The 17090-nt window shown below is 43.8% G+C and carries 12 protein-coding genes; 5 read left to right on the forward strand and 7 right to left on the reverse strand.

The window, feature by feature from the left end:
• Window positions 1-465: 465 nt before the first annotated feature.
• Both ABZA00_RS02000 and ABZA00_RS02005 read left to right on the forward strand, forming a co-directional pair.
• A complete protein-coding gene (locus ABZA00_RS02000) occupies window positions 466-2310 on the forward strand; it encodes a putative nucleotidyltransferase substrate binding domain-containing protein (protein ID WP_372880470.1) in 1845 nt (614 codons plus the stop codon).
• The gene (locus tag ABZA00_RS02005; RefSeq protein ID WP_372880471.1) at window positions 2310-3023 is read left to right on the forward strand and encodes an exonuclease domain-containing protein; all 714 of its coding nucleotides are present in this window, start codon (window positions 2310-2312) and stop codon (window positions 3021-3023) included. The genes ABZA00_RS02000 and ABZA00_RS02005 overlap by 1 nt, the downstream gene beginning before the upstream one ends.
• Before the next feature lie 179 nt (window positions 3024-3202).
• Here the strand turns inward: ABZA00_RS02005 and ABZA00_RS02010 are convergent, their stop codons facing one another.
• Entirely contained in the window at window positions 3203-3451 is a 249-nt protein-coding gene (locus tag ABZA00_RS02010; protein WP_372880472.1) for a recombinase family protein, read from the reverse strand.
• A gap of 328 nt (window positions 3452-3779) precedes the next feature.
• Here ABZA00_RS02010 and ABZA00_RS02015 point away from each other — a divergent pair, with 328 nt between their 5' ends.
• Together ABZA00_RS02015 and ABZA00_RS02020 are read left to right on the forward strand one after the other, a co-directional pair.
• Window positions 3780-5552 carry a solute:sodium symporter family transporter gene (locus tag ABZA00_RS02015; RefSeq protein ID WP_372880473.1) on the forward strand — a complete coding sequence of 591 codons (1773 nt, stop codon included), beginning with the start codon at window positions 3780-3782 and terminating at the stop codon, window positions 5550-5552.
• A 530-nt stretch (window positions 5553-6082) separates the two neighbouring features.
• The gene (locus ABZA00_RS02020; protein ID WP_372880474.1) at window positions 6083-7153 is read left to right on the forward strand and encodes a LacI family DNA-binding transcriptional regulator; all 1071 of its coding nucleotides are present in this window, start codon (window positions 6083-6085) and stop codon (window positions 7151-7153) included.
• Window positions 7154-7215: 62 nt separating this feature from the next.
• On the opposite strand, the gene pyk is transcribed toward ABZA00_RS02020, so the two are convergent.
• The 3 genes from pyk to ABZA00_RS02035 all read right to left on the reverse strand — a co-directional run bounded on the left by pyk (window position 7216) and on the right by ABZA00_RS02035 (window position 12210).
• Window positions 7216-8646, reverse strand: a complete 1431-nt coding sequence (pyk, locus tag ABZA00_RS02025) for a pyruvate kinase (protein ID WP_372880475.1) — start codon at window positions 8644-8646, stop codon at window positions 7216-7218.
• Between the two features lie 85 nt (window positions 8647-8731).
• Window positions 8732-9898 (reverse strand): galactokinase, encoded by a 1167-nt coding sequence (galK, locus tag ABZA00_RS02030; protein WP_372880476.1) that lies wholly within the window; start codon window positions 9896-9898, stop codon window positions 8732-8734.
• A 209-nt stretch (window positions 9899-10107) separates the two neighbouring features.
• Complete coding sequence (locus ABZA00_RS02035) at window positions 10108-12210, reverse strand: alpha-galactosidase (RefSeq protein WP_372880477.1); 2103 nt, start codon at window positions 12208-12210, stop codon at window positions 10108-10110.
• A gap of 355 nt (window positions 12211-12565) precedes the next feature.
• Between ABZA00_RS02035 and ABZA00_RS02040 the strand changes: the two genes are divergently transcribed.
• Entirely contained in the window at window positions 12566-13639 is a 1074-nt protein-coding gene (locus ABZA00_RS02040) for a LacI family DNA-binding transcriptional regulator (protein ID WP_372880478.1), read from the forward strand.
• A gap of 53 nt (window positions 13640-13692) precedes the next feature.
• On the opposite strand, the gene ABZA00_RS02045 is transcribed toward ABZA00_RS02040, so the two are convergent.
• Genes ABZA00_RS02045 through ABZA00_RS02055 form a run of 3 tightly spaced genes read right to left on the reverse strand, consistent with a single transcriptional unit; the run spans window position 13693 to window position 16749 of the window.
• Window positions 13693-14925: an ABC transporter substrate-binding protein gene (locus ABZA00_RS02045; protein WP_372880479.1), complete on the reverse strand. Its 1233-nt coding sequence runs from the start codon at window positions 14923-14925 to the stop codon at window positions 13693-13695.
• Window positions 14926-14971: 46 nt separating this feature from the next.
• Window positions 14972-15823, reverse strand: a complete 852-nt coding sequence (locus tag ABZA00_RS02050) for a carbohydrate ABC transporter permease (protein WP_372880480.1) — start codon at window positions 15821-15823, stop codon at window positions 14972-14974.
• A complete protein-coding gene (locus ABZA00_RS02055) occupies window positions 15823-16749 on the reverse strand; it encodes a carbohydrate ABC transporter permease (protein ID WP_372880481.1) in 927 nt (308 codons plus the stop codon). Before ABZA00_RS02055 ends, ABZA00_RS02050 begins: the two co-directional genes overlap by 1 nt.
• Window positions 16750-17090: the final 341 nt, after the last annotated feature.

The following is a 17090-nucleotide window of genomic DNA, read 5'->3' on the forward strand; positions in this document are numbered from 1 at the left end:
AGATTGGCATTAGCCAGCTCGGTGAAGCAGGAACCGGCATCGCAAGCAATTGTGGTGCACCGGCGCTGGTTTTCAGCTAACCGGAATCCCCTTCCTTTCCCGACTTGTCGGGCGCGTTAGCGAGGGGGGGGAGGACGTCAATGATTGGGTGATAATACCAATTCCACTAAATATCTAATCAATCCTACAGGCTAAATGAACCACTTCTGCGTTAGAAGTTTTGCAAAGGAAACAATTGATTAGTGCAACTGCTACCTTGAATTGATTCATTTTTTCTCGGTGATATTTGCTCACATACTTAATGGATTTGCTATAAAATATTTGCTTAGACTTATGCCAATTCAATGGAAAATTGCGTCCGGGAAATCTCTGAGGTTGTATTGTTTTTTCATAATTACATTTAGTGTATACGTTTCCACTTTATGTTATAAAGGCCTCTCTTGTTATTTCTAGCGGGTTTATATTATGTCTGAGTCACTGACACCAAATATCGAACTATTTATTGAAAAGATAGATCCTTTTAGCCGTTTGCCCGAAAAGCTGCTGAAGCAAGTAACCTCAACAATCAAAATTATCTACCTTGCGAAAGGAGAGGTGATTCCCCCTCCGCAAACCGATAAAGAAAAGTTTCTGTTTATCATCAGAACAGGTGCGGTAGAGCAAAGATTAACTGATGGTACGCTCAGAGGCCGCCTGGAAGAGGATGATGTATTCGGGTTTAGTCTTTTTTCCGAGTCAGAGACAAGTTATCAAATACAAGCGATAGATAATACATTGCTTTATATTGTACCTGCAAAAACGATCTATTACATTCAGTCTACCTATCCTGAATTCGCGCAACATTTTACCGATAAACCTGAAGACCGGATCTATTCCGCGGTCGAATCAACCTGGACAGATATTAATAGCAGCTCTTTTTTTTATACCGTAGATCAGGTCTCCAGCGCACGGTATACCGAAGTTAATAGTCATGATTCGATTCGCGCGGTTGCCAAAATACTGCGTGCTAATGATGCAGATTGCGCGATTGTCAAAGATGACAATAGGCTGATCGGCATTGTAACGGGCACCGATTTAATAGGGCGGGTTATTGCTGACGGCAAACCTACTGATTCGCCCATCAGCGAGATCATGAGTCCGGATCCGGTTACAATTGGTCCGCAGGAAACTGTTTTTGACGCAGCCATCTGTATGATGGAAAAGAACATCAAAAACCTGCCGATTGTTAAAGATAAGCAAGTGATTGGCTTGCTTTCTCTGCATCAGTTGTTTCAAAATCAGCGCATACAAGCGGTTTATCTGATTGATAAGATAAAGAAATCAAGCAGTGAAGTCGAATTAGCTGAATATATGCCTGAGCGTGGAAGAATCTTTCAGAAATTGGCAAATGATAAGGTGCCGGCGGATCTTATCAGTACCATTCTCAGCACTATTATGGATGCGGTTAACCAGCGACTGATTGACCTTGCTATTGATCGGTTAGGACCACCACCTTGTGACTTTGCCTGGATTGTTTCAGGCTCTCATGCGCGAAAAGAAGTCAATATTCTCTCGGATCAAGATAGCGGAATTATCATGTCAGATCAGGCGACAGCAAAAGATAAGGTCTATTTTCTGCACCTTGCAATGATTGTCGCCAAAGGAATGGATCTGTGCGGTTATGAACTTTGTCCCGGCAAATTTATGGCTGCCACACGCAAATGGTGCCAGCCACTTTCGGTGTGGCGGCAATATTATAAAAAGTGGATTCAGAATCCGGATTATGAACGCCTGTTAAATCTCAGTGTTTTCCTTGATACCCGCGTTATTTACGGTAACGGTCAATATCGGACAATATTATTTGATGAATTTAAAGAGATGACCTCACAGCGTTTTTTCCTGGCCAAGTTAGTCAGAGATGCTGCTGAAAATCGTACCCCGCTAGGTGTATTTCATAATCTTGTGTTAACTAAGAATGAGAACAATGAAAAAACTTTAAATATTAAGCGCTACGGCATTAATATCATTGTCGATCTCGCGCGGATTTATGCGCTTTCAGCTAAGGTTGATGCCTGTAACACGACCGAGCGATTAATTGCGGTCAATAAAGCCGGGTTGATTGAGGACGGTACATTAAAAAATGTCCTCAGTGCCTATAACTTCCTTAAGAGTTTTCGTTTCTCTTATCAGGCGGACATGATGAACAAAGGGGAAATCCCGAATAATCAGATAAACCCTGATTATTTTGGCAGTTTCGAACGTAAGCATATCAAGGACACTTTCCGTTTAATTGACGACTGGCAACAGTTTCTAAAGATGAAGTTTAACTAATGCTGCGCTTTTTTAAAAAAACTGACCTGCTCAGAGAGCTAAAAGACAAACGGGTTGCATGTTTACAACAGGCTCTACCGGATTCGATAAAAAATAATTTGCGTCAGCCAATACCGGATAAAAATACGCCTTTTAGAGCGCTTTCTTTTTTGGTTGTTGACTTTGAAACGACCGGAGTTGAGGCTGAAACTAGCGATATTCTGAGTATTGGTTGGATAGAAATTTCAAATATGCAGATAGACTTTGCTTCGCAAAGGCATTTCTATATTAATAACGGTCAATATATCAATCATGAAACCGCTGTTATCAACCACATCGTACCGCAAATGGTGCATCATGGTGTTAATCTGGCAGAAGCAATTGATATTCTGTTGGATCACGCGAAAGGTAAAATACTGGTGGTTCATGGCAAAGTCATTGAAAAGCGTTTTCTTGATTGCTACGCGCAGAAAAATTTACAGCTTCCAGAGCTTCCTTTGATATGGCTTGATACCTTGAATATAGAGAGGTGGCGGACAATGAAAATGGAAGCGAAGATTGATCAGGATACGAGTCTTTCCTCCGTCAGAAAACGCTATAACCTTCCACAATATAGTGCGCATAATGCCCTTATCGACTCGATTGCAGCGGCTGAACTTCTGCTCGCACAGGTTGCAAATATTTATCGGGATAGAAACGTAACATTCGAGCAGCTATATGGAATAAGCCAGTAGGTTGCCTGCTGTTTTAGCAATTGATTATCTTTCCGTTTTAAAACACCTATCCAAACCTGATCACAGGCTGGTGGTTTCTTCTGCTTTCAACGATACTGGTTGTCTTTGCTGCTACGCAGCAAGGACAGAGCCGTTATCTTCCACAGCGTTAATTCCGGCTCAACGAGCCGTATAATTTTCTATAGAGCACCATATAGTGATTTGGCTTGTGTAACCAAGTCATTACGTTGATCATGGCTGCTCACCCTGGCATAGCCAATCTTCAACTTGTCATTATGGCCTAAATGATATCGTCGGTGGTTGCCTGGCGTTCTGATAGTTGATGTTAACCGCCCAGTTTTATCCCAGCGGCGCATTGTCGGCACCGATACGCTATAAAAACGAGCAGCTTCACTAATACTAACCAACCTGAAATCGAGTGTTTTCATAACTCAACACCCCCTATGAGCAGGTTTAGTTAATTATTCCACTTCTTGCAAAAGCCCTCTTTACTCGTTTTTTGGAGAAGATCACCGGGTGCCCATAGCGATGGAATAGTTGTTTTTATCAGGCTCCCTATTATTGTTTTCGAAAACATTGCTTGGCGAGATCAAGGTCACATTATAACCGCCGACAGGTTGAGCTAGATCTCATTATGAACTGGATTCGCTATATAGAATCCGTTGGCGTTGCTAATGTTCATTTATTGTTTGCGGAAACAATAAAGTTTTGCTTTCAACTTACTTTTTAACCTTAATAATTAACCGGAGAAATTACATGTCAATAACGATTCTTTTGTCATTCTTTTTCTTTACCGGCTTTGTGGTTTTATACACATGGTCCAAAGTAAAGAAAGATGATCATGACTCTAAAGATGGCTACTTCCTGGGCGGACGTAGTTTAACGGGTGGTCTTATTGCAAGCTCACTAATCCTTACCAACCTTTCTGCTACCAGTTTTGTTGGTATGAGTGCACTTGCATTTAAAGGTAACATGTCGGTAATGGGCTATGAAGTAGCATCAGGTATTACCCTGGTAATCATTGCACTTTTCCTGGTTCCACGCTACTTGAAGCAGGGTATCACAACCATTCCTGATTTCCTGGAGTCTCGTTATGACCTTTCTGTAAAGAAATTTGTAACCATCCTATTCCTTTTAAGTTATATCATTAACTTATTACCAAATACGCTTTACGCAGGCGCGATGGTTATCGGCGGTATCTTCGATATTGAAACGCTGTTGGGTATTGATCGCTTCCAGTCTGTGCTTCTTATCTCAGCTGTTATCGGCTTCTTAGGTCTATTCTATGCAATCTACGGTGGTCTGAAAGCCGTTGTTATTGCAGATAGTATGAACGGTGTGGGTCTTGTTGTCGGTGGTCTAATGATCCCTATCTTTGGCCTTTATGTCCTTGGTGATGGTAGCTTTATGGATGGCCTGACAACAATCACAACCCAGGCAACAGATAAATTACAAGCTGTTGGTGCATCAGATGATCCTAACGTTCCATTTTCAACGATGTTTACCGGTCTTTTACTTGTTAACCTGTATTACTGGGGTACTGATCAGGCAATCATCCAACGTGCTCTTGGTGCGAAGAACCTTAAAGAAGGTCAAAAGGGTGTTATCTTAGCGGGTGCGATCAAAGTAATTACGCCTCTATTCCTTATCATCCCTGGTATTATTGCTTACCATATGTTCGGTACTGTAGATGCAGCAGGTCAAAGCTTTGAAGCAGATACAATGTACACGCGTCTGGTAGGCGAAGTACTGCCTAAGCCATTAGTGGGTTTCTTCATCGCGGCGATGTTTGGTGCAATCCTATCGACCTTTAACGGTGTATTGAATTCATCAACAACACTATTTACGTTAAATGTATATAAACCTTTCTTTGATAAAGAGGGTAAACTTTCTGATGAAGAGTTAGTACATAAAGGTCGTATATTCGGTGTGTTCATTGCAATCTCATCGGTTGTTATTGCCCCGTTCGTTATGTATGCACCAAACGGTCTGTTCGATTTACTACAGCGTCTTGCCGGTCTATTTAGTGTGCCGATCTTCACTATTGTATTCATGGGTTACTTAACTAAGTATGTTCCTGCTATTGCAGCAAAAGTTTCACTGGCGTTTTTCGTAGTCGCTTACGGTATCATTCAGTTCACACCAACTGAGTTCCATGATTACTTAGGTCCACTTAAGCCGCTTGCTGAATTACACTTCTTCCATCAACTGGCTGTACTATTCGCTATCTGTTGTGGAATTATGTTAGTTATCGGTAAACTACGGCCTCGTGAGAGTGCTTACATTATGCCTGTTAACGAAAATATTGATATCACACCTTGGGCATTCCGCTTTGAAGCATCAGGAATCATTCTTTACATGGTACTGGGTGCGTATATCGTATTCTCTGACCTTGGCCTGGTAACGGGTGATAAAGGCTTAATGGTCATCTACGCTATCGTTGGTCTAGTTCTTCTTACTGGTATGTTCTTCAGAATTAAGACGAAAAAAACTAATCTTCTTAACATGGCGGAAATGCCTGCTAACTAATAGCTAAATTTCTTCCACGTCCTAAAGCAGAGTTAATAACTCTGCTTTTTTTTGCCTGGCAAAGTAGGTAAACCCGCTTATACCAATCTAAATTGCGCAGCTAAAAATAATGAGAACAAGGCTTTGATTGAGCAATAGCAGGCTATTGTGATTGAAAACAACGCAGTTATCGTTAATTTTAACCAGCAAGATAGATTAGATATTTACTTAGATTGGTATTATTTGCAAAGCAGTGAGCTCCCTCTGACTAAGTCGAAGATAACCCCAATAGCGGCTTAGATAATAAATTCCAGTAACCCTATGAATCACTTAGGTGTAATTTCCACCTGTCGTTTTTTATCTTGATTGATATGGGACAATAAAGGCACCCTTTGATAGGTAGCCTATTTTCTGCTAAGTGTGTAAAATAGCATCACTGAATCAGTGAAATGTACACCGCACAGGCCATAAACACGATTGCTTTGTAGGGGGTATAAGGAAGTAAAGCTGCCATTATGCAGCAAAAACATTAACGTATATGGATGCAGATAATGAGTGTGACATTTAAGGACGTGGCAAAGTTAGCCAATGTATCGACGCAAACAGTTTCCCGGGTCACTAATGGCTCGCCTAATGTGGCGGAAGAGACCCGAATAAAAGTCAATGCAGCCATTAAACAATTAGGTTATATCCCCAATAAAGGTGCACAGATATTAGGTCGGGCAAAATCAACCATGATTGGCGTAGTAACCATCGATATTCTGCTGCATGGTGCCTCATTGATTGCCAACGGTATCCGTCAACAGGCTAAAGACCTCGGTTACGGCACCTCCCTGGCGGTTGTTTCTGAACATTCACTGGAGAAAATAACAGCGGCAATTGACGAGCTTAAATCGCAACGGGTGGAGTTCATTATAATGAATATTCCGCTCAGCAAAGAAGAGTCGGAAATGCTGGTTGCACGCTATTCAGGTATTCATTTTGTATTTATTGATGTTCCCCCAAACAGTCAGGTTAATGCAGTATGTGCAGCGAACTATGAGGGCGCGCGGCAAGCTGCTGAGCTGATGCTCTCCCTGCAGAGAAAACGATTTTTACTTATTACCGGCCCACATGATTCCAGCGCGTCGGAACAGCGCCTGCATGGGTGGCTGGACGTATTAAAAGAGCATCCTGATGCTCAGGTTGTCAACCAGCTTGAAGGGGACTGGCAGGCGCGCAGCGGTTATCTGCGCACCCGTGAAGCACTCGGTAACAGTAGTGATTTTGACGGCGTGCTGGTTGGTAGTGATCAGATGGCGCTCGGCGTTATAAGGGCGTTAAACGAATTTAACTTGAGTGTGCCGCAGCAAGTTTCTGTTATCGGTTTTGATGATACGGCTGACAGCGCTTATTTCTCGCCGCCTCTGACAACCATCAGGCAGGACTTTTTATTGATTGGAGAGCGCAGCGTTTTAATGGCCTTAGGCATGGCTGATAAACCGGCAAAACAGTTTCAGCAGGAATCCATTGTCACCCAGTTAATCGAAAGAAAAAGTACCCAGCTTTACCAGCAGGCACAAGATAATAAGCAAAAAATGCGGGAATTACTCAGGCAGTTTGAACAACTGCTTGGCGACTAGAAAATAGGCAAAAAAAAGCTTCTCATTGAGAAGCTTTTTGTCTTTGAAAGCAATGTGCAGCTTTAAACCTGGGCAATTTTACAGGTGTTGGTTGAGCCAGCATAGTGATCTTCACCATGGGTGATTAACACTAAATCGCCTTCCTGCAGGTAACCACGCTGTTTTAATGTTTCAATTGCATTACGTGTAAATTCGGCATTATTGGTGGTGGTTGAATTAAAATTAACCGGTGTGACACCACGGTATAGGGCACAGTAGTTTAATGTCTGCTTATTGCTGGAAAGTGCAAAAATCGGCAATCCAGAACTTAGACGTGACATTAATAACGGGGTTGTCCCGGACGCCGTCAAGGCAACAATCGCTTTAATACCTACTGTATGGTTTGCGGCAAACATTGCGGTCATCGCCAGTGCTTCAGTCGGGTCATCAAACATATACCCCATACGGTTTTTAGAAATATTGATGCTTGGATGTTTTTCTGCACCCAGACACACTTCACTCATCGCTTTGACGGTTTCAACAGGATAAGCGCCTGCAGCTGTTTCCCCGGAGAGCATCACCGCATCAGTGCCATCTAATACCGCGTTGGCCACGTCCATTACCTCTGCACGTGTCGGCATCGGCGCGCTGACCATCGATTCCATCATCTGTGTGGCAGTGATAACCACACGGTTTAAACGGCGGGCAGTGCGGATCATGTTCTTTTGTACGCCAACCAGACGCGCATCACCAATCTCGACACCGAGGTCTCCACGGGCAACCATTACCACATCAGAGGCAAGAATAATATTTTCCAGTGCTTCCTGAGTTTCTACCGCTTCCGCGCGCTCTACCTTAGCAACGATTTTAGCGTTACAACCGGCTTCTTTGGCCAGGCGGCGTGCATAGTGAATATCTTCACCATTACGCGGGAAAGAGACGGCCAGATAATCACAACCGATTTCAGCGGCGGTGATAATATCTTTTTTATCTTTAGGGGTTAACGCCGCTGCCGATAAACCGCCGCCTTTTTTGTTAATCCCTTTATTGTTAGATAAAGGCCCGCCAATGGAGACTGTGGTGTGTACCTGGTTGCCGATAACCTTTTCAACAATTAACTGTACACGGCCATCATCCAGTAATAACAGATCACCAGATTCCACTTCCTGCGGCAGGGTTTTGTAGTCAAGACCGACCGCCTGCTGGTCGCCCTGACCTTTTTTTATATCACTGTCTAATATAAATTTATCGCCAACTGCGAGTTGGATTTTACCGTCTTTAAAGGTTGATACTCGAATTTTCGGGCCCTGCAGGTCACCCATAATAGCGACTTCTTTGCCTAAACGGGCGGCAATTTCCCGTACCTCATTGGCACGTTTTATATGGTCAGCAGGCTCGCCATGGGAAAAATTCATGCGCACCATATTGGCACCCGCAGCGATAATTTTTTCCAGATTATTATCACGGTCGGTAGCCGGACCTAATGTGGTAACAATTTTTGTACGTCTGGTCATTTTTAGTTCCTATTAGTGTTGATTGTTGATTGTTGATTTATCCCCAATTCGCAACAAGGTAGTGCCGCGCAAATTTGGAGCTAAATTAGCTTGTTATGGTCATTATGTGTCTGGCGCCATCTTTCGCCTGACTGAGGTAGATCGACTCTTTTAAGCCTGTAGCCGCCTCGTATTGAGCGGCAATGGCTGCTTCTACCTGTTTAACCAGAGTAACCGGGAGTAATGCAGCAACGTAGCTGCCAAAACCACCAGCGATCATCCGCACTCCGCCCAAGTCGCCAATTTCAGCTTTGACAATCTCTACAAGCAGATCAATTTCAGGCTCCGTGATTTCAAAATCATCGCGCATGGAGCGATGTGACTGTTCCATTAATTGCCCGATTAGCAGCATATCTCTTTGACTCAATGCATCAGCAGCCTTTAAGGTTCGCTCATTTTCACTGATAACGTGGCGTGCGCGTTTTGCCAGCTTTGTATCCAATTCATTAAAATGTCTCTCAAACTGTTGATGAGTTACATCCCGCAAGGCCGGCACAGAGAAAAATTTTGCCACTTGCTGACATTGCACACGGCGGGTATTGTATTCATTGTCAACTAAGGCACGCTTCTTATTAGCGTTGATGATCATCATGGTCATATTTTCAGGGATAGCTATCTGCTGGGCCTGCCGTGAGCGGCAATCAATCAGCAGTGCGTGATCCTCTTTAGCACAGGCTGATACAAGCGGATCTGCAATGCCGCAGTGACGGCCGATAAATTCATTTGCAGCCTGCTGAGCGTTTAATGCGAGATCGGGCTGGCTGATCTGCAGGGCGTAGAGTGTTTTAAAAGTCTGCCCAATTACTACCTCAAGTGCTGCAGATGAACCCAAACCCGCTCCCTGAGGGATATCCCCGCTGAGCACCAGATCCGCCCCCCGAAACTGATACCCGCATGCCAGTAAATGCTTCACGATACCGCGAATATAGTTTGCCCAGATATAATCGCTCTGAAACTCAATCTCTTTGCTCAAATCAAATAACGTTTCCTGATAACCGTAATCAAGCGAAATAACCCGGACGATATTGTCATCACGTTTCGCTGCTGCCACCATCAGCTGATAGTTAATCGCACAGGAGAGGGCAAAACCGTCATTATATTCACACAGCTCACCGAACAGGTTAACACCACCGGGCGCCTGGATAATATGGGTAGCAGGGTAGGCAAACAGGCTGGTGAAAGCCTCTTTTACCCTGGCAATTAAAGTATTCATTACCTTTTCTCTAAGTTCGTTTTTAAATCAGTAATAGCAAGATTTAACTCCACCGCGCAGAATCCTGTAGCCAGATAACCGGATTGATTATTCCGCTAGCCGAAACTCAAACAGGTTTCTTATTTCTCTTTTACAATAAGATGTTGCTGTGCAGGCAGGTTGCGAACAGCTACCTGAATAAGCAGGTAGCTGCTGCTAATTTGCCGGTACTAGATTTTTTTCAGATAGAGCATCAGCGCTGATTCCGGATCAAGAATCGGTAAGGTCAGACCAATCTCTTTGAGGTTTTCACCACTTAAAGTCAGTGTTTTATCCAGCCATTTAGGGCGTTGTTTCATTAACTGGAAGCTTGTATCCGGCATTTCAACTAATTTCACCTGATAGTTAGCATCAGTATCAATGCAGCTGATCCGCAGCGGGGTGGGGAGCGCGTAATCAGGCATGGTTAGTTGACAAACCGTAATCAGCATCTCCTGATCATTTTGTACACCATAAATATTCTGGCGTTTATCCGGTGTATCTAAACGGAAGCTGCGACCACTGTGTAATAATTCACGGTATTCTTTATGCAGCGTTATATATCTGGCAAAGGCTTCTCTTTCTTCTTTAGGCACTTTTACCGGATCTAACTCGACACCCATATGACCACCTAATGCAGTGATACCGCGCATATTGATATGGTGGCGGCGATTGGTTGAGTGACACTCCTCCGGACCGATATGCGCGCCCATTACTTCAGGCGGGAAGAAGTAACTCATGCCGCGTTGAATCTGCTGACGCTCTAATGCATCATTACAATCTGAAGCCCAGAAACGGTGAGTGCGTTTAAGGATTTCAAAATCAATACGACCACCACCAGAAGAACAGGATTCAATTTCAACTTCACTATGGGTTGCCAATAATTTATCTAACAATGCATATAACGCCTTCGTTTGGCCGTGAACAGCAGGCTTGCCTTCGTGACCCGGCTGTACTAACTCGCGGTTCATATCCCATTTCATGTAAGATATATTATAACGGGTGAGCAGATCATTTAGGCGATCAAACAGGTAGTTGAAGCAGTCCGGGTTCTGCAGATCCAGCAGATACTGCCAGCGGCCTGAAGGCTGATGGTAACCCTGCAGCTCTAGCACCCACTCAGGATGTTCACGGTAAAGGTTTGAATCTTTGCTGATCATTTCCGGTTCAACCCAAAGACCAAATTCCATACCCTGGTTGTTAACATGCTCGATCACCGGCTCCAGACCATTTGGATATTTTGTCTCATCAAGGTACCAGTCGCCTAATGAGGTACGATCATCATCACGGCCGATAAACCAGCCGTCATCAATAATAAAGCGCTCAACCCCCATCACAGCAGCTTCTGTTGCCATTTTCATGATGTATTCAGGGTTATGCTCGAAGTAGATCCCTTCCCAGGTATTAAGGTGTACCGGACGTGGTTTATTCAGCGGGAATTTTAGAATGTCGCTGCGTACAAAGCGGTGGAAGCGTTCAGAGATACCATTCAGACCTGCTGCACTGAAAGTTGCGTATAACCAGGGCGTTGTATAACTTTCAGATTCAGCCAGAACCGTTTCACCGGTAAGCAGTAATTCACCGGCCTGAACAAAACGACGACCATCACTTTTTACATCTGCACGCAGCTGGTGGTTACCGCTCCAGCCTAAATGGAAGCCCCAAACCTGACCATTTTGCTCATTAAAGTGATCGCTACCAACAAATAGACCCGGGAAGTTTTCGTGAGATGTTCTGCCGCGACGGTTTTCCTGCATGAAACCACCATGTGAAAATGATTGACGGTGTGTTTGAAATTCACGTGTCCAGCGGCCGTAGAAAGACATCAGTTCATTTGCATGGTTTGGCACGGGTAATGTGGAAGAAAGCTTGGTTAAATGATAGTTACCTGCACCGATGTTGGTAACGGTAATTCGTTTTTGAATAACATCACTTTCGAAATCAAGTTTGAGTTCAATGTCTAATTGCAGTTGTGCAACCTTATCCTGAAGTTTAAAGACAACTGACTGATCAGTTACGTTCTGATCAATAACTTCAAATACCGGTGCCCAATCATGGCTATTACGGTGACCTTCAATACCGGGTGCATTAAAGTGACCGCTACCTAACTCCGGACACAAAGAGAGCGGAACATCAACGTCAAGACGTGCTTGAGAAATGGGGCGCTCGGTAGAAAGCATAATGTCGGGATCAATCTGATTTATCTTCGCTCCCCAATGCAGAATTTCAGGAACGCGCTCAACTTTGATTATCAGACTGCAACTTTTGCTGGTCAGGTGGATAATTTCGCTCATTGTATCTCCAGAATATAATGTAATAATTAAGAAACTTGTGTTTGCGTAAACATTTTGTGTAGATTGGCATGTTTTCGCTTTTATTGAGAGCTTGTTTGGCTTTAATTGTGATGCGGTTCAATGTTTTGTTTTCTTTTTGTGTTTTCAATCACTTTTCATGTTTGCAAAAACATGCGCGTCCATGTTTAATAACAAAGGCACAATCCGATAAATTAAAAAGATTCAGGGGCAGTTGAGGCATGACCGTCAATATGAAAAATTAAAAGTGTAGTGCGCTTTCGGCTCAGGGAACAATTTAGTGCATTAAAAATGCGCAATATTCACAATGATTAAACTATATGGATAGCAATCAATAATGAGCGTGACGTTCAAAGATGTGGCTAAGTTAGCCAATGTGTCGACCCAGACGGTTTCCCGAGTTAGCAATGGCGCCGGCAACGTTGCGGAAGAAACCAGGCAAAAAGTTAATAGCGCGATTAAAAAATTAGGTTATGTTCCCCATAAAGGTGCGCAAATATTAAGGCAGACAAGCTCAAAGGTGATCGGTCTGGTGACCTTAGATATCATGCTGCAAGGCGCATCGCTTATAAGCAACGGTATTAGGGAGCAGGCGAAAGCGCTCGGTTACGGCATCTCTTTGTCGGTGGTTGCAAAGCATTCAATGGAGAAAATAACCGCGGCAGTCGACGATCTTAGATCGCAACGGGTGGAATTTATTATTATGAATATTCCGCTCGGCAAAGAAGAAGCGGAAATGCTGGTTGGTCAGTATGCAGATATCCATTTTGTTTTTATTGATGTTCCACCGGAGAGTGGGGTTAATGTTGTTTGTGCCGCTAACTATCAGGGAGCCAGACAGGCCGCCGAGCTGATGCTCTCGCTGCAGAGAAAACGTTTTCTGCTTATTACCGGCCCGTCTGATTCCAGTGCCTCGCAACTTCGCCTGCAAGGTTGGCTGGATGCTTTAAAAAAGTGTGCTGATGCCCGGATTGTCAATCAGTTTGCAGGAGACTGGACAGCCGCCAGTGGTTATCTGCATGTCCGTGAAGCGCTTAGCTACGGCTGTGGGTTTGATGCGCTGCTGGTGGGCAATGATCAGATGGCGCTTGGCGTTGTAAGAGCCTTAAACGAATTTAACTTGAGTGTACCGCAGCAAGTATCGGTTATCGGCTTTGATGATAGCGATGACAGTGCTTATTTCTGGCCACCTCTGACAACGATAAGGCAGGACTTTAGACAGATTGGCGAGCGCTGCGTTTTAATGGCGTTAAGCATGGCTGAAACACCTGCTGCTGATTGCCGCAAAGAGGCCATCGCCACCACATTAATAGAAAGAAAAAGTACTCAGCCTTATTTGCATAGCCAGAAGGACAATAAACAGAAAATAGCCACTTTACTCAAGCAGTTTGAAAAACTGCTTCCTCAGTAGTTATAAAGCCCTCGAGAGAGGGCGGCTGGTGTTATTTGTTAATCAAGAAAAGCTTATTTAACTTTAAAAACACGCTGACGCACTTTTTCCAAACGATTAAGTATATCGTCGAGGCGATCCGGTTTTACCATAAACTCCTGGAACCCTTTCATCGCTTCTTTGGCCATCGCCGGATCGGTATCCCGGTCAAAGAACTGCGCTGTACCATCGGCACTATTAAGCATTGCAACACCCTTGTTTAAAAAGACGTTATCAACAGCTTGTGCCTTATTGTTAGGCGGGATCTGCAGCAGTGCTTTGTTGACTAAAGTTTGGTTCTCCGGGCGGGCCATAAACGCTAAGAATTTGCGGGCATCTTGTTTATTTTTAGCCCTGGATGGAATATGCAGCGTATCCATCGGCGCATCTTCAGCGATAGCCACCTCCGGGTTAATCACCGGGAACTGCATAAACGCCAATTTACCTTCAAGTTCTGCCGGGAAGTTAGGGGTAATAAAGTTACCAATCAGATACATTGCAGCTTCACCACGGTACAAGAAGGGTTGTGCTTCCTGCCAGGAGTAAGTTGCATGATTTTCCAGATAATAACCCGGTTCAACCACCTGTTTCCAGGTTTCAAAGGTTTTCTTAACGCGTTGATCGGTATAAGGTACTTTACCGTCCATCAGCTCCATATGGAAATCCAGACCGTTTACACGTAAGTTAATATAATCAAACCAGCCCGCAGTAGTCCACAGGTATTTAGTACCGATAGTGACGGGAGCTATATTGTTTTTCTTCAACGTAGCACAGGCAGCCAGAAACTCATCCCATGTTTTTGGTTCGCTAATACCATACTGATCGAAGATATCTTTGCGGTAATAGATACCCCATTGATAGTATGTATAAGGTACTCCCCATTGTTTGCCGTTTATGCTCATTGCCGGCTTGGCGCTGACGAAATCTTCATGCAATTTGTTTGCATCCCAAATATCTGATACATCTTCAAACAGACCGCGGTCAACAAATGTTTTCATACGGTTACCGGCATACCAGAACACCACATCCGGTGGTGACGTTACTAGCCAGTTACGTATGGTGGTTTTGTAACCTTCGTGATCATAGAGGTTATAAGTTACTTTTATATCAGGATTTTCTTTTTCAAACGCAGTTACAATTTCGCTAAATGCCGCCTTGGGTGCGGGATCCGATGCATCGGAATTGATGATTAATTCACCAGCATATGACATCGAAGACAGTGTGACTGAAATCGCACTGGCAGCCAATATTGTTTGGAGCTTTTTCATATTGTATCCTTGTAAGTAATGTTGGGGCTGAGTCAGCCCCTGACGGTTAACCTTTTGTTGCACCTAGCGTTAAGCCCGCAATAAAATGACGCTGCATTGCGAAAAACAGTGCTACCGGCGGTAAAGCAGCCACCACGGCACCTGCTGAAATCAGGTTCCATGAAGCAAGCCACTGTCCTTGAAGCGAACTGAGTCCCGCCGTAACAGGACGGACGGTGTCGCTTTGCACCAATACCAATGCCCAGAAATAATCATTCCAGATAAAGGTAAATACCAGTACTGCAAGAGCCGCTAATGCCGGACGCACCAGAGGCAATACGATATACCAGAATATTTTAAACTCATTGACGCCATCTACCCGTGCTGATTCCAATAACTCATTGGGCAAACCGACAATAAAGTTGCGCATAAAGAGGGTGCAGAATCCCGTTTGGAAAGCGACATGAAACATGATTAACGCCATGTGCGTATCATATAAGCCGAGATCAATGGTTAAATCCCGGACAGGAATCATTAATATTTGAAAGGGTACAAAGTTACCGCCAATGAAGATGGCAAGCATCCAGATATTGGCTTTAAACTGGTATTTTGCCAGGGCAAAGCCAGCCAGAGTTGACAGCGCTACAGCCCCCATCACGGCGGGCAGGGTAATGAGCATAGAATTGAGCAGATATTTCCCCATTTCCGTTGACTGGAATACCATTTGATAGTTTTCAATAAAGTTAAAACTGGTTGGCCATCCCCAGTAGTTACCCTGATTAATATCCTGAATAGAACGGATCGAGGTCATCATTACCGCTGCAAGCGGCATCAGCCATAATAAAATAGTAACGGGCAGTGAGATACGATAAGCAAGGTTAATAAATCGTGATGAATGTTCAATCGGTTTTGGATACATTATTTTTCACTCCTTAGCATACGGACGAGGAAGTATGCGATATAGACAGCCATAATCAAAAACAATACGACGGCGACTGCTGCACCGTAACCCATTCGATAATTGAAAATGGACTCTTCATACATCATATATGCAAGTACCGTCGAGCTCCCCCAGGGTCCTCCGGCCGTCATGGTGGCAACTAAGTCAAATGAACGTAATGCGCCGATTACCGTCACTACCACAGCGATGAAGGTTGCAGGAGCGAGTTGTGGCAATATAATGTGGCGTAACATTTTCAAGCCTTTTGCGCGATCCAGACGGGCAGCTTCAATCTGATCCGGGCTGAGGCTGTTTAAGCCGGTAAGGTAAAGGATCATACAGTAGGCAATTTGCGGCCATAAGCCGGCGGCGATAATACCGTAGGTAACATATTCCTCACTCGACAATAACGCGATGGTCGGAAAGCCAAAGAGATCCAGCATACTGTTAAGCAACCCTAAATTAGGGTCGTAAAACCAGGAAAAAACTAAACCTATTACCACCTGGGAAATAACAAAGGGAAAAAAGAATAAGGCTTTAACCAGGCGGATCCCGCGTACCTGCTGGTTTAAGAACAGTGCAATGGCTAAGCCGATCGGCGGTGCCAGCATAAAAAGTACCATCCAGATAACGTTGTTGGTTAATGCAGTCCAGAATGTTTCCGAGTCAAACAGTTGAATATAATTATCAAAGCCAATCCAGGTTTTATCACCCATGCCATCCCAGTTATAAAAGCTGAGCATAAAACTACTGACGATCGGGTAGAGGACGTAAATACTGAATAATAACAGCGCAGGTGCCATGAATATCCAGGGCGTAAGCTGTTTAGGGAGCCTGCGGCGTGGGCTGGGCGGCGCATTTCTGAGCTGCTTAGAGTCTGTTGTGGGCGAGTGTTGAACCGGCATACCTGCTCCATATTTATTATTTGTTGACCTGATAATTCGTGTGTTTGTTTGCGCAGCCATTTAAAAATTGAATGTAATAATAGAGTTAGGGTAGTAGATAAAATCAGTAAGGTAAAAATATTCACGGGGAAAATAAAGATAAAATCCGGAAATGGGCGTTCAGGCACATTATTAAATATTTATACTTTATTGGGTCACGATTAAATAAATTAAGGCTATTTATCAGCCGGTTGTTGCGCTAGGTTTAAAGCTTAAAAAAATTAAATGTTAAATGTTGAATGTTGAATGTTAAGTGATGTTTCCGAAAACAAAATTGTCTTTTTTAATGCTTTTTTACTGGG

Source organism: Psychromonas sp. (genome assembly GCF_041586535.1).
Lineage (GTDB): Bacteria > Pseudomonadota > Gammaproteobacteria > Enterobacterales > Psychromonadaceae > Psychromonas.